Raw genomic sequence first — 19,388 nt, 5'->3', positions numbered from 1 at the left:
ATTTATGATTCTAAATTTCAAAATAGCTTACTGATCAATTTTCAATGGATTTTTCAAAATTAATTTCTTCTGATATTCAAAACCTTATCAATCAAAATCTCAATTCTGATTTAACTAAATTATTGTTGAAGAAATCTCCGTTCAATAATGTGACGATGCAGGAAATCGTACAACAAATCAAAGGCAGAAAAACTGCCGAAAAAAAGTTTCCATTCCTCACGAAAGAAGGAGTTATCTTCCCTCCGAATCTCAATCTGGAACAAGCTTCATCGCAATCAACGGCAGAATATAAAGCTCAAAATCTAATAGGAAAATCTTTCCTCGATTTGACTTGTGGATTTGGGATTGACGCTTATTTTTTATCAAAGAATTTTGATGAAGTCACATTGATAGAACAAAATCCAGGACTAATTTCAATCGTTGAACATAATTGGAAAACTTTAAATCGAAAAGCCAATTTCATTAATGAAAATTTTGAGATATTTTTAGAAAGTCTGACTGATAATTTTAATAAGTTCGACATCGTTTATCTCGATCCGGCAAGACGCGATCAGCAAAATAAAAAGAAATTTCTGCTTGAGGATTTGTCTCCGAATTTATTAGAAATAGAAGAAAAATTACATTCAATTTCAGATAAAATCATTGTCAAATTATCGCCATTGATTGATATTTCATATTTGATTTCAGAATTGGAAAACATCACTGAAATTCAAATTATTGCTGTTAGAAATGAAGTGAAAGAATTAGTTTTAATTATTGAGAATAAAGAGCAAAGAACAAAGAATAAAGACGTTGAGATTCGTTGTGTCAATTTGGAATCTGATGAATTAGAATTTTCTTTCAACTTTAATGAAGAAAAAATTGCTGATTCAGAATTTTCAGGAAGTTTGAATTTCCTTTATATTCCAAACAATTCGATTCTGAAAGCGGGCGCATTTAATATCATTTCAGAAAAATTTGGTTTGAAGAAACTGCACCCAAATTCTCATTTCTACACTTCGGAAAATAGAATTGAAAACTTTCCGGGACGCGTTTTAGAAATCGAAAAAATTGACGCCAAAGATTTGAAAAAAGGGGAGAAGTACAATATTGTTTCCAAAAATTATCCTTTGAAACCAGAAGAAATCAAGAAAAAATATAAACTCAATGATGGCGGAAATCAATACTTGATTTTCACGCAATCTATTAATGGAAAAGAGATTCTGAAAAGCTTGTGATTTAATTTATTGATTAACAAAGCTTTAATTAGATGTTAATTATTTAGCCATATTTTTAAAAATAATTAAATTGAAGTTCATCTTCCCATAAAAATTCACTACATTTGCACGCGTAAAAAATGGATATGCAAAACATTAGAAATATAGCGATTATCGCACACGTTGACCACGGAAAAACGACTTTGGTTGATAAGATTATTCACGCAACAAACATCTTCAGAGAGAATCAGGAGAGTGGTGAGTTGATTATGGATAATAACGATTTGGAAAGAGAAAGAGGAATTACGATTCTTTCAAAAAACATCTCAGTTAATTACAAAGACGTAAAAATCAATGTAATCGATACACCTGGTCACGCCGATTTTGGTGGAGAGGTAGAAAGAGTTTTGAAAATGGCTGATGGTGTAATCTTGTTGGTAGATGCGTTCGAAGGACCAATGCCACAAACAAGATTCGTACTTCAAAAAGCTTTGGAACTTGGATTGAGACCTTTGGTTGTAATTAATAAAGTTGATAAGCCAAACTGTCGTCCGGACGAAGTTCACGATCAAGTATTTGATCTTTTCTTCAACTTGGATGCAACTGAAGAGCAATTGGATTTCCCAACATTCTACGGTTCTTCTAAACAAGGTTGGTTCAACACTTCATTGGAACAAACGGACAATATTTTCCCATTACTTGACGGGATTTTACAATATGTTCCAGAACCGAAAGTTTCTGAAGGAACTTTGCAAATGCAAATCGTTTCTCTAGATTTCTCTTCTTTCTTAGGAAGAATTGCAATCGGAAAAGTAATCAGAGGCGAAATCAAAGAATCTCAATGGATTGGTCTAGCGCAAGCTGACGGAAAAATTGTGAAAGGAAAAGTAAAAGAACTTTACGTTTTCGAAGGTCTTGGAAAGAAAAAAGTAACTGAAGTAAAAGCCGGAGATATCTGTGCTGTTGTAGGTTTCGATGCTTTCCAGATTGGAGATTCTTTCGTAGACTTAGAAAATCCAGAACCATTGCCAAGAACTGCAATTGATGAGCCAACGTTGAATATGACGTTCTCCATCAACAACTCGCCTTTCTTCGGTAAAGATGGTAAATATGTAACTTCAAACCACCTAAAAGAAAGATTAACTAAGGAATTAGAGAAAAACTTGGCATTGAGAGTTCAACAGACTGACGATGCAAACACTTTCCTAGTTTTCGGTAGAGGTATTCTTCACTTATCCGTTTTGATTGAAACAATGAGAAGAGAAGGTTACGAAATGACAATTGGTCAGCCACAAGTTATCTTGAGAGAAGATGAAAGCGGACAAAAATTGGAGCCGTATGAATCTTTGGTAGTTGATGTTCCAGAAGAGTTTGCTTCTAGAGTTATCGATTTGGCAACTCAGAGAAAAGGCGACCTTCACATTATGGAAACTAAAGGTGAAATGCAACATATGGAATTCGAGATTCCTTCTAGAGGTCTAATCGGATTGCGTTCTCAAATGTTAACTGCAACTGCTGGTGAAGCTATTATGGCGCACCGTTTCACAGAATACAAACCTTTCAAAGGTGCGATTCCTGGAAGAAGTAATGGTGTATTGATTTCTAAAACTCAAGGTCCAGCAACTGAATATTCTATCGCTAAATTGCAAGATAGAGGTAAGTTTTACGTTGACCCGGGTGAGGAAATCTACGAAGGAATGGTTATCGGTGAGCAAAACAAACCAGGTGACTTGGTGGTGAACATCGTTGAAGCAAAACAGTTGAACAATATGAGAGCTTCTGGAAAAGATAAAGATACTGGAGTTGCTCCAAAAATCTTATTCTCTCTTGAAGAATGTATGGAATATATCCAGGCTGATGAAGCAATCGAGGTAACGCCTAACTTCATCCGTATGAGAAAGAAAATCCTTTCTGAAAACGATAGAAAACGTATTGAAAGAGGCGCTAAGTCTTAATCTAATACTTTATAAATTAAAAGCCTTCATATTTTTGAAGGCTTTTTTGAATTTAAAACAAAAACCAGGATGAAACAATTTACCATAAAAATCACTTGCAAAGACGAAAAGGGGCTGGTCTACAGAATCTCCGAAATCCTTCTGGAGAATGGGCTTAATATTATCAAGAATGATGAATTCGTGGATAATGAAAAAGCTTTGTTCTTTATGAGAACCGAAGTTGCAGGAATTGCTGAACCTGATAAAGTGATTGAACAACTCAAAAAACAATTAGGCGATTGCTCAATTGAACTAAGTCAAAATGAATCTAAAAATGTGGTGGTTTTGGTAACCAAAGAACATCATTGTTTAGCGGATTTGTTGATTAGGAATCAATTCAAAGACCTTAACTTTAATATTGTTGCGGTTGTTGGGAATTATGAAAATCTGAGAGAATTGACGGAAAAGTTCAATATTCCTTTTATTTATATTCCTGCAGAAAATATCACGAGAGAGGAACACGAAGAAAAAATTAAAACTGTTCTTCAAGATTACAACTACGATTATCTTGTTTTGGCGAAGTTTATGAGAATCCTTTCTCCTGATTTTGTAAAAGATTTTGAAGGCGAAATTATTAATATTCATCATTCATTTTTACCAGCTTTTATTGGTGCAAATCCTTATAAGAAAGCTTTTGAAAGAGGCGTTAAAATCATCGGAGCAACAGCACATTTTGTAACGAATGATTTGGATGAAGGACCAATTATTTATCAGGATATTATCAAAGTCAGTCACTCCAAAACTGCAAAAGATTTAGCCAAAATGGGAAAAGATGTTGAGCGAATTGTTTTAGCAAATGCATTGAAATTGGTTTTCGAAGACAAAGTTTTTATTGACGGAAACAAGACCATTATTTTTGAATAAAAAAGTTAACAAATTATAAAAGCATCCAATTATTCGGATGCTTTTTTGTATTTCTGATATTATCGTTTAGTTTTGCAAACTATGCGTTTCAGATTATCATTTTTCCAAATATTATTATTGGCAGTTTTTGTGGTTTCTTGTGCTACAAAAACTAAAAAATCAGCTTCCAAATCAGATGTTAAGAAACCTGTTGTAAAGACAGAAGTCAAGCTTCCGCCAAAACCTGTTGTCAAATTAGATAACATCGATTTGCCCGAAGTTAAAAGAGAATTCAGAGCGGTTTGGATTGCTTCGGTTGCTAATATCAATTGGCCTTCGAGAAATAATCTTTCCGTTGACCAGCAAAAACAAGAAGCCATACAATTACTGAATCTTCTCGTTGACCTCAATTTCAATGCAGTGATTTTGCAAGTTCGTCCTTCTGCAGACGCTTTGTATAAAAGTCCACACGAACCTTGGTCTTATTTTTTAACGGGACAAATTGGTCAAGCACCTTATCCAGAATATGACCCTTTGCAATTTTGGATAGAAGAATCTCACAAACGCGGTCTGGAATTTCACGCGTGGCTAAATCCGTTTCGAGCGCATCATTCCAATGGTGGACAAATCACCTCAGAATCTATGGTGAAAAAGTCACCAGATAATATTATCAAACTAAGAAATGGAATGTACTGGTTTGACCCAGCTGATGACAGAACGCAGGAACAGGCTTCAAAAGTCGTAAAAGATATCGTTTCCAGATATGATGTGGATGGGATTCATTTTGACGATTATTTCTATCCTTATGCAGAATATAATGGTGGAAAGGATTTTCCGGATTACAAATCTTGGTCGCTTTATCAGCAATCTGGCGGAACGCTTTCCAGAGCAGATTGGAGACGTGGAAATGTGAACAAATTCGTGAAGCGAATCTATGACGAAATCAAAGCCCAGAAAAACGATGTGAAGTTCGGAATCAGTCCTTTTGGGATTTGGAAACCAGGTTTTCCTGCAGGAATCAAAGGCTCTTCTCAATATGACGAATTATATGCGGATGCAAAACTATGGCTGAATCAAGGTTGGATTGATTATTTTACGCCTCAGTTGTATTGGCCAGTAGATTCGGCGGGACAAAGTTTTCCGCTTCTTTTGCAATGGTGGAGTGACGAGAATACAAAAGATCGTCATCTTTGGCCGGGTTTGAACACAGTTGCTGTTAAATCTCCAAATCCTGTTTCTGAAATTGCACGTGAAATAGATGTGACAAGACAAATCTTGAAGAAAAATACTGGAGAAGTGCATTGGAGTATTGCCGGAATCACAAAAAATTATGCAATGCAACAGGAATTAAAAACCAATTCCTACAAAGAAAAAGCTTTGATTCCAGAAACGAATTGGCTAACTTCTAAAGAATTACCAGAATTGAATGTAATTTGGAAAAAACAATCTAATAATGTTTCAATCAATTGGAACAAACAAACCGAAGCATTGTCTTATGTTATTTATCTAAAATATGGTAATAATTGGCAAACCGAAATCCTTTCTCCGGAAATCATTAATAAAAATGTAGCTTCAGAATCTAATGGAAAAAAACTTTCGACAGTTGTTGTAAGGTCTGTGAATAAGCTTGGGAAGTTGGGTGATTATAAAGTTGTTTTGGTTAATTAAAAATCTCTTATTCGTCTAAGCTTTAGAGTATATTCGATTAGATTTTTATATGATAAAGATTGAGATTTTTCTAAAGAGATAATTTCAAATTTGTCAATTAATTTACCTTGATTGTAGAGTTCAAAATATTTTCTTGTATCCATTTCATTAATCTTTATTTCAAAATAATCTTGAATTTTTGTTACTGTATAAGATGTGGGTTCTGAGCAAAAATCTCCATAGTTTCTAATAAATTTATTTTTCCTATAAAAAGTCCAATTTACATCTTTACAATAATGATTATTCTTACCATTTGTAAATATTATTGTATCTGATTTTGAAAAAACATCATTACTATTGTCAGCAATCCAAGGATTAGAAACTGTTTTAATTTGATTTTTATTTTCTTGTTCTATTGTCTTTTTAAATATTTTAAATAAATTTTTCTCTGTAATTTCAATTTTTTGTGCATAAATAAAATTTGAAAAAAGTATTAATGATAATATAAAAATTGTTTTTATTGATTTCATTTGTATTATTTCTAATCAAGTAAACTTACCGAAAAATCATCTAATCCCCAAAACCTGATACAATTCCTCCTTCTTGTTCAGCGCAATCGAAATGCTTTTTCCATTCGTCAATTCAACCATATTTCCGTTCAGACTTCGGATAGCTTCCAAATTGATGATAAACGAACGCTGAACTCGGAAAAACTGGGGTAAAGTCAGAACTTCATCCATAGATTTCAAAGTTGCTAGAGTAGTGTAAGTTTCATTATTAATTACAATTTTTAGATAATCACCTTGTGCTTCTACGTAAAGGATTTCGTCCAAAAGAATCTTCGTGAGTTTTCCGTCGGATTTGATGAAAATTCGGTCAGAATTGACTTGATGAACGGTTGATTTGTTTTTCAGTTCGATGTAATCTTTAGCTTTATTAACGGCTTTTAAGAAACGTTCAAAACGAACGGGTTTTACCAAATAATCCGTCGCTCCGGTTTCAAAGCCGTCCAAAGCAAAATCTCTATGAGCAGTGATAAAGATAATGACTGGCGGATTTTCCAAAGTTTTCACCAAATCCAAACCGTTGATTTTCGGCATCTGAATATCGCTGAAAATCAAATCAACTTTGTTGTTTTCCAAAAACATCAAAGCTTTCACAGGGTCTTCAAAAGAATTCACAAGTTCCAGAAAATCAATTTCTTTTACAAAGTTTTCTATGATTTCTCTTCCGATTGGCTCGTCGTCCAGAACGATGCAACGCAGTTTGTCCATTGGTTATAAATTAATTTTAAGTTCTACTTTGAAACTGTTTTCGAATGTCGATATTTTCAAATCGTGTTGATTTGGATAAAGCAATTGAAGTCGTTTTTTGATGTTTTCCAATCCGATTCCGCCAAAGTCTTTCTTAGTTTCTGTTTTATCAAAATCATTTTCAAGGACAAAATAAAAAGTGTCATTTTCTATTTTAATTTTTTGATTAATAAATTGATTGTCAGAGTTTTTCAATCCATATTTGAAAGCGTTTTCGATGAACGTAAAAGTCAGAAGTGGTGCAATGTAAAGTCCTGAAGTTTGCTCCTCTCCAAGGATTTCCAGCTGAATATTTTTATCTTTCGGATAACGCATCTTTTCCAGTTCAAAATAATTTTTGATAAAGTCCAATTCCTTTTCCAATGCTACTTTTTCGGAATTTGACTCGTAAAGCGTATAACTCATAATGTCGGAAAGATTCAAAACAACTTCCGGTGCGGAATCATCTTTTTTGACAATCAAACCATAAAGATTATTCAAAGTATTGAAAAGAAAATGTGGATTGAGTTGAGACTTCAGAAAGTCTTTTTCAATATTGATATTCTGGATTTCGACCTCCAGTTTTTGCTGTTGTAATTGCGTTGTTTTATTATAAATTCTTACGATTTCAAACAAGATTTTTACAAAGAAAAACGGTGACATTGTGTAGATTACAATCATTGCATTGGACAAAACCGTTTCAAATTTTATCGCTTCAAAAAAAGTCTGTGTTGCATTTCGTTTGATCAGATCTTTGAAACCTCCAAAATTTATTTCAAAACCCATCCAATGGTAAAATGAAAAAATAAAGTAATTGACAATCAGCCAAATGTAAATTAAAATTGGAATGCTCAGAATCAGTAATGCAATTTTTCTTTTTAATGAAAATATTTTGGGGATGAAGAGATAGAAAAAAATGTAAAAAACGACAATGTTGTTGATTGTGCTTCGCAAAGTCAGGATAAAACTATCAAAAATCGACAATTTGAATTCTAAATTATAATTCAGAAATAGAAAAAACGAAAATGTAAACCACATCAGAAGATGAAAAATAATCTTCGGACTTCTGTTATAGAATTTCTCGAATTCCAATAAGATATTTTGGTTGGATTGTGATTCGGTTATAATCGTTTCTGTCTGCATTTTGCTAGTGTAAAAAGGCATTTCAAAAATAAGCTTTTGAGATTAGAATTTGTAATTGAAATAAGATTTTACAACTGTTTTTTGAAAATCTCAGTTATTCCTTCTTGTGTAAAAATCAATTCCTCTTTTTCTGGATGGAAAGTTAATTTCACGTTATCAGATTGAAAAGTGTTGTTTCCTTTATTTTGCAATGTAAAGTAGATTTGACCAGCCTCAGAAGCCTGAAGTGTCATCTTTTTTCCGTTAGAAGAAATCGTGATAGATTCTTTTTTATTGCTTCCTCTGTAAGTGCCTTTGATTTTAGAAAATTTGTCTTCCGACATTTCGTCAATCGTTTTGTAGTTTTTTAGCGTTGCAGATTTTTGATAAGCATAACCTACAAGATTGTTCATAATTTCAGTTGTGTCAATATTCACGGCATTCGTAAGGCAAACGAAACCCAATCTTTGTTTAGGGAAATACCAATATTCCGAGATGAAGTTTTCTACGCGTCCTGTATGTTCATATGCATCAACATCCGTAAAACCTAATTTTATAATTCCAAAACCATATTCTCCTGCTTTTTTTGGAAGCATCATTTCCAGAGTTTTAGCAGAAATCAATTTTCCTTCAAAAACAGCAGACAGAAATTTATTGACTTCTCTTGGAGTTGAAGTTATTCCGCCACTTCCAGGATGATTGGAGTAATTTACGGTCGTGTTTTTCAAATAATTATCTTGAATATTGTACGATAAAGCTTCGTTTTTTGTCTCATCAATTTCAAAACTGTAATATGTATTTTTTAGGTTTAGAGGCTTTGCAATTTTTTCATCTAATATCTCAGCATAAGATTTTTGGTAGATTTTTTCTAAAATAAATCCTAATAAAGCGTAATTGGTATTGCTGTATTCGTATTGTGTTCCTGGTTTAAAATTGCTTTTTTCATTCAAAACATAATTGATAAATTCATCTTGCGAATGAAAATTTTTTTCCCAATCCAATTCGTCGTCTTTTTCTGTGAAATTGTAAATTCCCGTTCGGTGTTTTAGTAATTGTTCGATTGTGATTTTCTCGGCATTTTTTATTTGAGGATAATACGATGATAATTTAGTTTTCAGTTTCAGTTTTTGTTCTTCAATAGCTTTTAAAATTAAAACCGCAGTGTAAGTTTTGGTAATCGAAGCCACTCGAAATTTTGTGTTTTCGTCAATCATTTTTTTTGTTTCAGCGTTGGAATATCCAATTTGTTTTGAATAAACAATGCTGTCTTTATGTGAAATAGCGATACTTCCCATCATTTTTTTATTGTCGAAAAGATGATCGAAATAAGTATCAAGATTTTGTTGCGCCGAGTAATTTTGATTCACGAAAAAGAAAAAGACTAGAAAGAAAGTGAAATGTTTCATTTTAAAAATATTTTGATTTAAAGAATTAATTTCTCAATCAAAAGTAGATTTCTTAAAAATAAATCTCAATCTTAATCGGTGAAATAGAATTTTTATCCGTCAGAATTTAATTTTTTATCGATGAAGAAAAATCATTATTTTTATGGAAAATAAAACAAAAACTATGTCCATCAACAGAAGAGACTGGCTGAAAACCGCTTTTTTAGGAAGTGCAGGTTTGACACTTTCGCCATTGGAATTTTTTGCAAAAGAAACCCCAAATTTCAACTTATTAAAAAAAGATAACGAAACAATCCGACTTTGTTTCAACGAGAATCCTTTTGGAACTTCGCCGAAAGCTTTGGAAGCTATGCAAAACAGTCTCAGGTTTTCATCGTTGTACGATTTCAAATTTGCTGATATTCTTTGCGAAAAGTTGGCAGAAATCAATCAGACCAAAAAAGAAAATATTTTGGTTTCCGCAGGTTCATCTTTTCTGTTGGAATTGATTACCAAATATGTCTCGATTAACAAAGGACATTTCATCATTCCAGACCCGTCTTTCACGATTTTTGAACCGATTGCCGAGTTTCTTGGAATGTCAAAATCTGTGATTCCTCTGAACGACAAAAAGAAAATCGACCTTGAAAAGATGAAAAGTTCTATCCAAAAAGATACGAAACTCATATATATCTGCAATCCGAATAATCCAACTGGAGATTTGCTTTCAAGACAGGAAATTGAGAATTTCATCAAATCGATTCCTAATAACATCATCGTTTTGGTGGACGAAGCTTACATCGAATTTACGACTCAGAAATCTCTCAGTGATTTGGTTGATGTTTACAAGAATCTGATTATAACGAGAACATTTTCCAAACTTTATGGATTTGCCGGCGCAAGATTAGGTTACGCCATTGGAAATCCAAAATTGATTGTTGAATTGAAAAAACTGCAAAGCTGGAGTGGTGCGGAAATCAGCGTGACGACAATGGCTGGAGCAATTGCCGGAATGGAAGACAAAGAATTTATTTCTAAAGTTTTGGACAACAATCAGAAAGTGAAAGATTTTACGATTTCAGAATTTAGTAAACGAGGAATTAAAACCATTCCATCTTCTGCGAATTTTATTTATTTTTCTTTGGAGAATTACAAGGGTGAATATTTCAAAAAACTAAAAGATGCGAAAATCCTTGGCGGAAAAACTTATGAACAAAAAGGAAAATGGACGAGAATTAGTCTTGGAACGATGGAGCAGATGCAGAAGTATTTTGAGGTAGTTTTTTAATAAATTATTTATGATTAAGTTTTTAAAGAAAATTTTTAGCTCAAGAAATGTAATCGTTGAACAATCTCTTTTAGGCAATTGGAAAGCTATAGAGTTTAACGATCAAAAGATTGAAAAAGTAGGTTTTATAGATGTTAACTTGAACTTCCAGAAAGAATTTGTAGAAATTGATACTAAGCTCAATTCATTTGGTGGACTCGTAGAAACAAATAGTTCGGGAAACTGGAATCTTTTTGGCTCAATATTGAAAACTAATTTTGGAGAAAGTTCTGCTCAATCAGAAGTGCAATTTTTGGATTCAAATACTATAATTTTTACTCCAGACCCATTTTTTAATTCAGAAACTGTTCCTTTCTCAAAATACGTAAGGGATCAAAATTAAATCAAGCCAAAATATTACTAAACTCCTTCCGATACTGAGACGGACTTTTTTGCGTATGCTCTTTGAAAGTTTTGTTGAAATAACTGAAGTTGTTGAAGCCGCTTTCGAAACAGATTTCTGTAATGCTCATCGGTTGTTCCGCCAAAAGTTTCAGTGAGTGTGTGATGCGATATTCGTTCACAAATTGGGTGAATGTTTTGTTGGTAATCTTCTTAAAATATCGGCAAAAAGAAGGAACCGTCATCGTTGCCAATCCTGCGACTTCCTCCAAACTGATTTGGTTTTTGAAATTATCTTTCACGTGGTTGAAGATGAGATTGATCCTGTCATTGTCTTCTTTCTGCGTTTGGAGATAGTATTTTCCGGCATTTAGAATTTTGTAATCCGACGTGGTGGCCAGCGAATCCAAAATATCAATCAGTTTCATAAGTTTGTCCAGAGAGGAAGATTCGGACAAAGCTTCCAGTTTACTTTTCAAGGCTTTTTTTACTTTTTCTCCGAAGACTATTCCGCTTTTTGCTTTTTCCAACATTGTAAGGATTTTGCTCATTTCTGGAGCATTCCAAAATTCGGTACCCATAAAATTCTGCGAAAACTGAATCACGATTTCATAATCATTTTTGGTGTTTTCATTTGTCATACCGCAATGTGGTAAGTTGCTTCCAATCAAAATCAAATCACCTTCCGTAAAGTAAGAGATATTACTCCCAATCTGTCTTTTGCCAGAACCACCGCAGACGAAGATCAGCTCAATCTCGGGATGATAATGCCAAACGTGCGATTTGATGTTTTCGTTTCGGGAAAATCTGAGACAGGTAAAACTACTTCCTAAATTGGGTTTGATAGCTTCAAAGGCTGGGTTGAAATGTTTCATAATTTAATCCTTAGAACAAAAGTACGAAAAGAAAATTATATATTCAATATTGTCTATTTATATTTAGTTAACATTTAGTTTATGTTAATATAGAACATATTTGTGAAAATTGTATAGTATCAGAAGTTTTAAATCCATTATACATTTGCATTGTAAAACAACATAAAAAGATATGATTATGAATAAGCTAATTAAATTAAGTTTCCTTGCAGGATTTTTGTTCTTATCAACTAATATTTTAGCAAAAGATAAAGATTTCTCTGTCGCAATAAAAGAGGTAAGAAATAAAACAGTAAATTTTGAATTATCTAATGCCAAGAATGTTTCCATCTACGTTTACAATGGAGAGAGAGGTGAAATTTTTTCAGAGAAAATCATCAGTAATGACAGTGTAGAAAAAGCTTACAATATGAGCGATATGACTGCCGGAACATATTATTTGGTTGCAGAATCTGAATCGAAAATTGAGAAATACAAAATAACAGTGGACGAGAAAAATGTGATTGTAGATCAGGCGCCTGTTTCTGCGATTACAAAACCAGAATATACGATTAATAAAAACATCGTAAAACTACAGATGGCAAACGTGATTGGCGATGTGCGAGTTTCCATCTACGATACGCTGAACAACACGTATTATAGTAAAAATAATGTGACTAAAGATGGCAATTTGGATCTTACTTTTGATCTGAATCCTGCCAATGCAGACACTTACATCATCAATGTTGAAAAAGACGGCGACAGCTTCAGCAGGATGATTACTTTGAAATAGTTTCCAGGAAACTAAGGTTTATATACTATTTTCTTAAAAGCTTCAATTTTGAAGCTTTTTTTGTTTTTATTAATGAAAATGTTTTGGGAAAGCTTCTCTCGGCGTTTGTTTCAGAATATTCAATTTGAACCAGGATTTCAGAAAACCGTAGCCGTAGGAAAACATTTGGATGTAAGTGGAAATCACCGCCATAGAACCGATGCTGATGTTCCTTGTCACAATCCAAGCGTGGATGAAAACCAAAAACGTGTAAAGGCCGTACAGAGCGAGAATCAATCCATTTCCCCAAACGAAATAATGAATAATTCCAACAAAATATCCCATCAAAAAAATACTTGGAAACCAAAAAGTCGGCTTCACATATTTTGGATGTCGTTGGTTCAGAATCGGTCTTGCACAACCGAATTGGTAAACTTGTTTTGAGAATTTACCAAAGTCCGTTCTTCGTTTGTGATAAACGCCGATGTTGTCAAAAAATAAAGTCGTGTAGCCATTTTCCCAAAACGTCATCGATAAGTCTGGGTCTTCACCAATTCGCATTTCGGAGAATCCACCAACTTGTAAGAATTTCTCTTTGTTCACGCCCATATTGAAACTTCTCGGCTGAAATTTCGTCACTGCTTTTTTATTGCCACGGATTCCGCCAGTTGTGAAAACCGAAGTCATAGAGTAGGAGATTGCCTTTTGCATCAAGTTGAAACCTCGGTGCGCTTTGTCTGCGCCACCAAAAGCATCGCAAGGATTTTTGGTAAGATTTTTCTTAATATTTTCGATGTAATCTGTCTCAACAATCACGTCGGAATCTACAAAAACCAACCAATCATTTTTTGCCCGTTTTGCACCGTAATTTCGGGAAAGTCCGGGTCCGGAATTTTCTTTTCGGAAAAACTGAATATCCAATTGTTCTTCGAATAATTCTACAGTCGGAAGAAGCGCGATTTTGGAACCATCATCCACGATTATGACTTCAAAATCTTTGTCTGTTTGATGAGACAAGGAATTGAGAAGTTCGAATAATTCGTCTTTTCTGTTGAAGATGGCGATGATGATGGAGATGGTTGGATTCAAGTTGAATGTAAAATTATTTCCAAAAATATTGAAAAAGGTTTTAAATTTGGGAAAAAGTGACAATGGATTTTAAAATTTTCGAAAAAGAGCATTTCAAGACATTAATTCTATTCAAAGATTCCATTCAATTTGAGAACCTTCTTTCGCAAAATGAAATTCCTTTTTCTACTGATGTCATAAGCAATACAAATATTTCTGATTATCGCAGATATTATTTTCTTGAAGAAAACCGTGCGAAGATTAATTTGATATTAAAGGAAAACGCCATAATTCCTTTGAATGAAAATTATGGCGTTTCTGATTTACAACAATCTAAAAAGATTTATAAAATCTATGTAATCGCTTTATTGTCAATTTTTATAATATTATTCGGAATATTTTATCTTATAAAAATAATAAGTTAAATCATTCCTCCTTATTCATATATTTCCCTTTCTTAGATCCATCATACATTTCATACTGCAAGAATCTCGTTTCCAATTTACCGTTGAATAATTTGATTCTTCTTGAAGGTCTCAATCCTATTTTCTTAGGTGCATCAAGGTCAGCAGAAATCAGCCAAGCCAAAGTATTTGGATAATGTTGTTTGAAAGTATCACCGATTTTCTTGTAGAAATCATCATCATTAATAGAAATTCTCTCGTCATAAGGCGGATTGAAAACCATTAATAATGGGAACAGATCTTTCTCAGATTCGAAAAAATCTTTGTTTCTTAGTGTGATGATATCTTCCATTTCGGCAGATTCTATGTTAATGTGCGCAACGTCCAAAGCTTCAGAATCAACATCATAACCAACGATTTTTCCTGTGAATTCTTTCACACGGTTTAGTCGAACTTCTTTAATGGTTTTGAATAATTCAGAATCGTAGTTTTTCCAGTTTTGAAAACCGAAATTTCTTCTGAAAGTTTGCGCTGGCAAGTCCATTGCAATCATCGCCGCTTCTATCAACAATGTTCCAGAACCACACATTGGATCCAGAAAATTTCCTTTTCCGTCCCAACCTGCGAGTTGCAACATTCCAGAAGCCAAAACTTCGTTGATTGGTGCGACAGTTTGTTCCTTTCTATAACCACGTTTGAAAAGCGGATCGCCGGAACTATCGATGGAAATCGTTACCAATTCTCTGTCGATATGAAGATGGAATTTGATATCCGGATTGTCCTTGTTCACGCTTGGTCTCATCTTATGTTTGTCCTGAAAATAATCGACGATGGCATCTTTCATTTTCAAAGTCATAAACTGAGAATGGTGAAATCTTTCAGAGTTTACAGTCGCATCAATGGCAAATGTTTGATTTGGTTCCAAGAATTCATCCCATTCGAACTTAAACAATTTATCGTAATATTTACTTTCGTTGTAAGCCTTGAATTCCATTATCGGAATGATGATTTTAACCGCTGTTCTGCAAGAATAATTGAGTTTATAAAGGAATCCCAAATCGCCCTCGCAAGTGACTGCGCGGTTTTTGATTTCCACATTTTTACCTCCCAATTTCTTGATTTCTTCTGCCAAAATCTGTTCTAATCCGAAAAAAGTTTTGACCTGTATCTGAAGATTTTCTATATCCATTCTGCAAAATTAATGAATGATAATCGATAAATGATAATTGATTTGAAAAATCTATCATCTATATTCTATTTGTCTCACGTCTATTTTCACTATTTTTGCAAAATGCAATGGTTCGAAGAATGGTTTGATACACCATATTATCATATTTTATACAACAACAGAGATTACAAGGAGGCAGAAAATTTTCTGAATCTTTTAACCGATTTTCTAAAGCTTGAGAAAAATTCAAAAATAATCGATTTGGCTTGCGGAAAAGGCAGGCATTCGGTTTATCTGAATAAGTTGGGTTACGATGTTTTAGGTTTGGATTTGTCTGAGCAAAGCATCAGTTTTGATAAGCAATTCGAGACAGAAACTTTGAAGTTTCAAGTTCACGATATGCGAAATCCAATTGAAAGCGAGCCTGTAGATGCGGTTTTCAATTTGTTTACGAGTTTTGGATATTTTGAGACTGAAGCCGAAGACAAAAGCGTTTTCCAATCTGTTTCCGATGTTTTGAAAGATGACGGTTATTTCGTTTTAGATTTTCTGAATGCGGAATTTGTGAAAAATGCGATTGTTCCGCAAAGTTCTAGCGAGAAGGAAAATATTGTTTTTAATATCAATAAAAAAATTGAAAACAATCATATTATCAAAGAAATCGATTTTGAAGACAAAGGTGAAAAATTTCATTTTTTCGAAAAAGTAAAACTCACATCTGCTGAAAAAATCCATCAATATGCGCAAGAATTCGGTTTTGAATTGGTGAAAAGATGGGGCGATTATCAGCTTAATGATTTTGATGAATCTAGCTCGCCACGTTGTATCAATTTGTTTAAGCGTCAGAAGTCAGAAGATGGAAGCGGGAAGACTTCTAACATCCAACATCCATCTTCCAACTAAAGATTATGATTATAATTTTACTACTCATATTGAGCGTCTTAATCGGTGTTTTTCTTGGAAAATACTTCGGGAGCAAACAGCAATTCGCTAAAAATCTTTTGGTTCTAAGCGCAGGTTTCTTGATTACGATTTGCCTTAATGAAGTTTTTCCTGAGGTTTACGAATTAGGCGGACATCAAATAGGGATTTTCGTGATTCTGGGTGTTTTAATCCAAATGTTGTTGGAAAATCTCACCAAAGGTTTTGAACACGGCCATCTTCATCACCATTCTGACGATCACACAATTCTTCCGGTTGCTTTGATTGCTGGATTGTTTGTCCACGCTTTTATCGAGGGAATTCCGTTGTCACACGAGAAAGAGACGTTTTCGCCTTATCTTTTGGGGATTTTGTTTCATAACATTCCGATTTCTTTTGTGTTGGGAAGTTTCTTGGCGCACAGTAAAAATTTCTCTACCAAATTTTGGGTCATCGTTTCTGTTTTCGCATTAGCTTCACCATTGGGAATGTTGTTGGGAAGATATTTTGATGAGGATTTGAAAGTCTATTTCTTGGCCGTTGTTGGCGGTATTTTTCTTCATATTTCGTCTGTTATTATTTTTGAAAGCAACAAGAATCATAAGATGGATTGGCAGAAGATTGTTCTTGTGATCGTCGGGATTGCATTGGCGTTGACGGGACATCTTTTTCATCACCATCATTAATCAAAAAATATTTTCTACTCTGATAAGAAAATCATAATTTTACTCAAATCGATTTTATGGGATTTTTAGATCAATTATTTGGTAAAAAAGAAGAGCAGGACCAGACAAAAAGTCTTTGGAAAAAAATTGAATCCGAAAAAGATTTGGACTTAGCCGTTGAGAAATCTTCTCAGCAGAAAGTCTTGATTTTCAAACATTCTACGCGCTGTTTTATTAGTAAAACTGTGCTGAGGAATTTTGAAAAACAAATGCAAAACTCTGACAAAAATTATGCTTATTATTTTCTTGATTTGATTGCCAATCGAAGTGTTTCAAACGAAATAGAATGCCGTTTCGATGTCACGCATCAAAGTCCACAACTTATCGCTTTGGAAAATGGGAAAGCCACTCACAACGCATCTCATCAAAGTATCGATTTGGAAAAAGTTTAAACTTGACTGTTAAAGCCTGAAAAAGCTAACAGATAAAATTACAAAAACACACTTATGGAATATCAAAATTTCCGAAATCATCTATCCAAGATTTTGGGCGTTCCTATAGACAGCTTAGAGTTTTGCTCCTCTTTTTATGAAGTGAAACAGGCTAAAAAAAATGAAATCATTCTAAGAGAAGGCGAGATTTCGGATTGTACTTTTTTCGTGGAAAAAGGCCTGCTGAGAATGTATTCTATCGATAAAGTTGGTAAAGAACACGTGATTCAGTTCGCACCAGAAAACTGGATTATTTCGGACACCACCAGCCAATTGCTAAATGAAAAATCTCGTTTTTACATAGAGGCGATTGAGGAAAGTACAATCATTGTCACCCGAGAAGGTTTTTTTGAGGATTTGTCAAAGATTTATCCAGATGTTGCGGAGAAAAATCAACGGTTGATGTTCAATCATATCAAGAATCTGCAGAATCGTGTGAATGCGCTCATTAGCACAACCGCAGAAGAACGCTACCTTGAATTTTTGAAAAAATATCCAAATCTAATGCTGAGAGCGCCACAATGGATGGTGGCTTCGTACCTTGGAATCACACCCGAAAGTCTGAGTAGAGTAAGAAAAGAATTGGCGAAGAAGAAATTTGAGATTTAAATTTTTAAATGCAAAATCTTCTATTTCTAATTTTATTTTCTGTACAGGTTTTTGGTCAAACCCAACTTTCCGAAAAGCTTTCCAACAAAACATTTTCTGCAAAAGTCATTGGGATTTCTGATGGTGACACGATGGAAATTCTTTACAAAAATGTACCGACCAAAATCCGTTTAGCACACATCGATTGTCCTGAGAAACGCGGAAAACAACCCTACGGGAACCATGCAAAATTGGCATTGTCTGATCTTTGTTTTGGGAGAATCGTGACCGTGAAAGGCGAAAAATATGATCGATACAAAAGATTGATTGCGGTTGTCATCAATAATAAAAATCAAAATGTCAATCAGGAAATGATAAAGCGCGGAATGGCTTGGCATTTTACAAAATATTCCAAAGATCCGATTTACGCACAATTGGAAAAACTAGCCCGAAAAAATAGAGTGGGACTTTGGAAAGAAGATAATCCGATAGAGCCTTGGCTTTGGCGAGAAAAAAAGAAAAAATGAAGCACGAAATTTTAAAAGCAAACCTTTCCGATATTCCGGAATTGTCCCAAATGATGCGGGATTTCTACGCCATCGATCTTTATCCTTTTGATGAAAAAGTGACGATGGATAATTTTAATAAATTCATTACTGAAGAAAAATATGGTAATTGTTTCAAAATACTTTCCGAAGGTCAAATGGCAGGTTACATTATTCTCGTGAAATATTTTAGTTTTGAGTTTGGTGGTGAGATTTTGTTTTTGGATGAGTTGTTCATCAAGTCAGATTTTCAAGGGAAATCATTGGGGAAAAAAGCTTTGGAATTTGTGAAAAATTATTCGGTTGAAAATGGCTTCAAAGTCGTGCTTTTGGAAATTGAAAACCATAATGAAAAAGCGAAAAAACTATACGAAAATTATGGTTTTCAGAATCATAAAAGAAGTTTGATGATTCTGAAGAATTAAAAAAAAGGCTTTAGAAAAAATTATTCTAAAGCCTTAATATTTTATAAAAGCGAACTTTTATTTATCGATGGATCCCATTACTTTTTGAGCAAATGAGTTGAGCGCATCTTTCTCGCTCATTCCGTTTTTTACGTTTGCGTGAACTTCTAGCGCGCCACAAATGTTTGTTATCAATTCTCCTGCAACGTTCAAATCTTCCTCAGACACACTTCGGAATTCTGAAAAACTTTCCAAAACTTCCAAAGTCGCTTCCAGATTTTCTGGCGTTTGGTTTTGATAAAACTGTCTTATGATGGGTAGTTTCATTATTTTAAATTTAAAGATTAAAAAATTAAATGA

The 19,388-nt window shown here is 33.8% G+C and carries 22 protein-coding genes; 14 read left to right on the top strand and 8 right to left on the bottom strand.

All coding sequences use genetic code 11. The features are described from left to right. The first annotated feature begins 44 nt into the window (after positions 1 to 44). The 4 genes from B0I22_RS05685 to B0I22_RS05670 all read left to right on the top strand — a co-directional run bounded on the left by B0I22_RS05685 (position 45) and on the right by B0I22_RS05670 (position 5,701). Entirely contained in the window at positions 45 to 1,217 is a 1,173-nt protein-coding gene (locus tag B0I22_RS05685; RefSeq protein WP_133943674.1) for a class I SAM-dependent methyltransferase, read from the top strand. Between the two features lie 125 nt (positions 1,218 to 1,342). After that, positions 1,343 to 3,151, top strand: coding sequence for a translational GTPase TypA (gene typA / locus B0I22_RS05680; protein ID WP_133943966.1), 1,809 nt, complete (start codon positions 1,343 to 1,345; stop codon positions 3,149 to 3,151). Between the two features lie 69 nt (positions 3,152 to 3,220). Next, on the top strand, positions 3,221 to 4,054 hold the full coding sequence (gene purU, locus B0I22_RS05675; RefSeq protein WP_133943673.1) for a formyltetrahydrofolate deformylase: 834 nt from the start codon (positions 3,221 to 3,223) through the stop codon (positions 4,052 to 4,054). Positions 4,055 to 4,135: 81 nt separating this feature from the next. Beyond that, the gene (locus B0I22_RS05670; RefSeq protein WP_133943672.1) at positions 4,136 to 5,701 is read left to right on the top strand and encodes a glycoside hydrolase family 10-like protein; all 1,566 of its coding nucleotides are present in this window, start codon (positions 4,136 to 4,138) and stop codon (positions 5,699 to 5,701) included. Here the strand turns inward: B0I22_RS05670 and B0I22_RS05665 are convergent. The 4 genes from B0I22_RS05665 to B0I22_RS05650 are packed head-to-tail and all read right to left on the bottom strand — an operon-like array spanning position 5,698 to position 9,500. After that, positions 5,698 to 6,210 carry a hypothetical protein gene (locus tag B0I22_RS05665; protein WP_133943671.1) on the bottom strand — a complete coding sequence of 171 codons (513 nt, stop codon included), beginning with the start codon at positions 6,208 to 6,210 and terminating at the stop codon, positions 5,698 to 5,700. The two genes, B0I22_RS05670 and B0I22_RS05665, sit on opposite strands and share 4 nt — an antisense overlap. Before the next feature lie 36 nt (positions 6,211 to 6,246). Next, on the bottom strand, positions 6,247 to 6,954 hold the full coding sequence (locus B0I22_RS05660; protein WP_133943670.1) for a LytR/AlgR family response regulator transcription factor: 708 nt from the start codon (positions 6,952 to 6,954) through the stop codon (positions 6,247 to 6,249). 3 nt (positions 6,955 to 6,957) lie between these two features. After that, the gene (locus tag B0I22_RS05655; protein WP_246022148.1) at positions 6,958 to 8,136 is read right to left on the bottom strand and encodes a sensor histidine kinase; all 1,179 of its coding nucleotides are present in this window, start codon (positions 8,134 to 8,136) and stop codon (positions 6,958 to 6,960) included. 47 nt (positions 8,137 to 8,183) lie between these two features. Continuing rightward, positions 8,184 to 9,500, bottom strand: coding sequence for a serine hydrolase domain-containing protein (locus tag B0I22_RS05650; RefSeq protein ID WP_133943669.1), 1,317 nt, complete (start codon positions 9,498 to 9,500; stop codon positions 8,184 to 8,186). Between the two features lie 142 nt (positions 9,501 to 9,642). Here B0I22_RS05650 and B0I22_RS05645 point away from each other — a divergent pair, with 142 nt between their 5' ends. Together B0I22_RS05645 and B0I22_RS05640 are read left to right on the top strand one after the other, a co-directional pair. Further along, complete coding sequence (locus B0I22_RS05645) at positions 9,643 to 10,767, top strand: pyridoxal phosphate-dependent aminotransferase (RefSeq protein ID WP_133943668.1); 1,125 nt, start codon at positions 9,643 to 9,645, stop codon at positions 10,765 to 10,767. 10 nt (positions 10,768 to 10,777) lie between these two features. After that, positions 10,778 to 11,149: a hypothetical protein gene (locus tag B0I22_RS05640; RefSeq protein WP_133943667.1), complete on the top strand. Its 372-nt coding sequence runs from the start codon at positions 10,778 to 10,780 to the stop codon at positions 11,147 to 11,149. Position 11,150: 1 nt separating this feature from the next. Here the strand turns inward: B0I22_RS05640 and B0I22_RS05635 are convergent, their stop codons facing one another. Further along, positions 11,151 to 12,023, bottom strand: coding sequence for an AraC family transcriptional regulator (locus B0I22_RS05635; protein ID WP_133943666.1), 873 nt, complete (start codon positions 12,021 to 12,023; stop codon positions 11,151 to 11,153). Between the two features lie 178 nt (positions 12,024 to 12,201). On the opposite strand from B0I22_RS05635, the gene B0I22_RS05630 reads away from it, so the two are divergent. Further along, positions 12,202 to 12,795, top strand: a complete 594-nt coding sequence (locus B0I22_RS05630) for a DUF3244 domain-containing protein (protein ID WP_166668180.1) — start codon at positions 12,202 to 12,204, stop codon at positions 12,793 to 12,795. A 69-nt stretch (positions 12,796 to 12,864) separates the two neighbouring features. Here B0I22_RS05630 and B0I22_RS05625 read toward each other — a convergent pair whose 3' ends face one another. Then, positions 12,865 to 13,863 (bottom strand): glycosyltransferase family 2 protein, encoded by a 999-nt coding sequence (locus B0I22_RS05625; protein WP_133943664.1) that lies wholly within the window; start codon positions 13,861 to 13,863, stop codon positions 12,865 to 12,867. A gap of 62 nt (positions 13,864 to 13,925) precedes the next feature. Between B0I22_RS05625 and B0I22_RS05620 the strand changes: the two genes are divergently transcribed. Next, the gene (locus tag B0I22_RS05620; protein ID WP_133943663.1) at positions 13,926 to 14,267 is read left to right on the top strand and encodes a hypothetical protein; all 342 of its coding nucleotides are present in this window, start codon (positions 13,926 to 13,928) and stop codon (positions 14,265 to 14,267) included. A 1-nt stretch (position 14,268) separates the two neighbouring features. Here the strand turns inward: B0I22_RS05620 and B0I22_RS05615 are convergent, their stop codons facing one another. Continuing rightward, positions 14,269 to 15,435, bottom strand: coding sequence for a THUMP domain-containing class I SAM-dependent RNA methyltransferase (locus B0I22_RS05615; RefSeq protein WP_133943662.1), 1,167 nt, complete (start codon positions 15,433 to 15,435; stop codon positions 14,269 to 14,271). 102 nt (positions 15,436 to 15,537) lie between these two features. Here B0I22_RS05615 and B0I22_RS05610 point away from each other — a divergent pair, with 102 nt between their 5' ends. The 6 genes from B0I22_RS05610 to B0I22_RS05585 are packed head-to-tail and all read left to right on the top strand — an operon-like array spanning position 15,538 to position 19,049. Continuing rightward, on the top strand, positions 15,538 to 16,317 hold the full coding sequence (locus B0I22_RS05610) for an SAM-dependent methyltransferase (RefSeq protein WP_133943661.1): 780 nt from the start codon (positions 15,538 to 15,540) through the stop codon (positions 16,315 to 16,317). A gap of 8 nt (positions 16,318 to 16,325) precedes the next feature. Beyond that, positions 16,326 to 17,021, top strand: coding sequence for a ZIP family metal transporter (locus B0I22_RS05605; protein WP_133943964.1), 696 nt, complete (start codon positions 16,326 to 16,328; stop codon positions 17,019 to 17,021). 56 nt (positions 17,022 to 17,077) lie between these two features. Continuing rightward, positions 17,078 to 17,452 carry a bacillithiol system redox-active protein YtxJ gene (ytxJ, locus tag B0I22_RS05600; RefSeq protein ID WP_133943660.1) on the top strand — a complete coding sequence of 125 codons (375 nt, stop codon included), beginning with the start codon at positions 17,078 to 17,080 and terminating at the stop codon, positions 17,450 to 17,452. 54 nt (positions 17,453 to 17,506) lie between these two features. Further along, entirely contained in the window at positions 17,507 to 18,100 is a 594-nt protein-coding gene (locus B0I22_RS05595) for a Crp/Fnr family transcriptional regulator (RefSeq protein WP_133943659.1), read from the top strand. Between the two features lie 8 nt (positions 18,101 to 18,108). Further along, positions 18,109 to 18,606, top strand: a complete 498-nt coding sequence (locus B0I22_RS05590; RefSeq protein ID WP_133943658.1) for a thermonuclease family protein — start codon at positions 18,109 to 18,111, stop codon at positions 18,604 to 18,606. Next, entirely contained in the window at positions 18,603 to 19,049 is a 447-nt protein-coding gene (locus B0I22_RS05585) for a GNAT family N-acetyltransferase (protein ID WP_133943657.1), read from the top strand. The genes B0I22_RS05590 and B0I22_RS05585 overlap by 4 nt, the downstream gene beginning before the upstream one ends. Before the next feature lie 57 nt (positions 19,050 to 19,106). On the opposite strand, the gene B0I22_RS05580 is transcribed toward B0I22_RS05585, so the two are convergent. Then, the gene (locus B0I22_RS05580) at positions 19,107 to 19,355 is read right to left on the bottom strand and encodes a DUF6952 family protein (RefSeq protein ID WP_133943656.1); all 249 of its coding nucleotides are present in this window, start codon (positions 19,353 to 19,355) and stop codon (positions 19,107 to 19,109) included. Between the last annotated feature and the right edge of the window lie 33 nt (positions 19,356 to 19,388).

It is taken from the genome of Epilithonimonas xixisoli (assembly GCF_004365655.1).
GTDB classification, from domain to species: domain Bacteria; phylum Bacteroidota; class Bacteroidia; order Flavobacteriales; family Weeksellaceae; genus Epilithonimonas; species Epilithonimonas xixisoli.
This window is presented reverse-complemented; position numbering and strand designations above follow the sequence as displayed.

What these genes read in the sequence shown, in the direction of transcription:
- B0I22_RS05685 (WP_133943674.1), top strand. Translation starts at nt 45, where the DNA reads ATGGATTTTTCAAAATTAATTTCTTCTGATATTCAAAACCTTATCAAT.
- typA (WP_133943966.1), top strand. Translation starts at nt 1,343, where the DNA reads ATGCAAAACATTAGAAATATAGCGATTATCGCACACGTTGACCACGGA.
- purU (WP_133943673.1), top strand. Translation starts at nt 3,221, where the DNA reads ATGAAACAATTTACCATAAAAATCACTTGCAAAGACGAAAAGGGGCTG.
- B0I22_RS05670 (WP_133943672.1), top strand. Translation starts at nt 4,136, where the DNA reads ATGCGTTTCAGATTATCATTTTTCCAAATATTATTATTGGCAGTTTTT.
- B0I22_RS05665 (WP_133943671.1), bottom strand. Translation starts at nt 6,210, where the DNA reads ATGAAATCAATAAAAACAATTTTTATATTATCATTAATACTTTTTTCA.
- B0I22_RS05660 (WP_133943670.1), bottom strand. Translation starts at nt 6,954, where the DNA reads ATGGACAAACTGCGTTGCATCGTTCTGGACGACGAGCCAATCGGAAGA.
- B0I22_RS05655 (WP_246022148.1), bottom strand. Translation starts at nt 8,136, where the DNA reads ATGCCTTTTTACACTAGCAAAATGCAGACAGAAACGATTATAACCGAA.
- B0I22_RS05650 (WP_133943669.1), bottom strand. Translation starts at nt 9,500, where the DNA reads ATGAAACATTTCACTTTCTTTCTAGTCTTTTTCTTTTTCGTGAATCAA.
- B0I22_RS05645 (WP_133943668.1), top strand. Translation starts at nt 9,643, where the DNA reads ATGGAAAATAAAACAAAAACTATGTCCATCAACAGAAGAGACTGGCTG.
- B0I22_RS05640 (WP_133943667.1), top strand. Translation starts at nt 10,778, where the DNA reads ATGATTAAGTTTTTAAAGAAAATTTTTAGCTCAAGAAATGTAATCGTT.
- B0I22_RS05635 (WP_133943666.1), bottom strand. Translation starts at nt 12,023, where the DNA reads ATGAAACATTTCAACCCAGCCTTTGAAGCTATCAAACCCAATTTAGGA.
- B0I22_RS05630 (WP_166668180.1), top strand. Translation starts at nt 12,202, where the DNA reads ATGAATAAGCTAATTAAATTAAGTTTCCTTGCAGGATTTTTGTTCTTA.
- B0I22_RS05620 (WP_133943663.1), top strand. Translation starts at nt 13,926, where the DNA reads ATGGATTTTAAAATTTTCGAAAAAGAGCATTTCAAGACATTAATTCTA.
- B0I22_RS05615 (WP_133943662.1), bottom strand. Translation starts at nt 15,435, where the DNA reads ATGGATATAGAAAATCTTCAGATACAGGTCAAAACTTTTTTCGGATTA.
- B0I22_RS05610 (WP_133943661.1), top strand. Translation starts at nt 15,538, where the DNA reads ATGCAATGGTTCGAAGAATGGTTTGATACACCATATTATCATATTTTA.
- ytxJ (WP_133943660.1), top strand. Translation starts at nt 17,078, where the DNA reads ATGGGATTTTTAGATCAATTATTTGGTAAAAAAGAAGAGCAGGACCAG.
- B0I22_RS05595 (WP_133943659.1), top strand. Translation starts at nt 17,507, where the DNA reads ATGGAATATCAAAATTTCCGAAATCATCTATCCAAGATTTTGGGCGTT.
- B0I22_RS05590 (WP_133943658.1), top strand. Translation starts at nt 18,109, where the DNA reads ATGCAAAATCTTCTATTTCTAATTTTATTTTCTGTACAGGTTTTTGGT.
- B0I22_RS05585 (WP_133943657.1), top strand. Translation starts at nt 18,603, where the DNA reads ATGAAGCACGAAATTTTAAAAGCAAACCTTTCCGATATTCCGGAATTG.
- B0I22_RS05580 (WP_133943656.1), bottom strand. Translation starts at nt 19,355, where the DNA reads ATGAAACTACCCATCATAAGACAGTTTTATCAAAACCAAACGCCAGAA.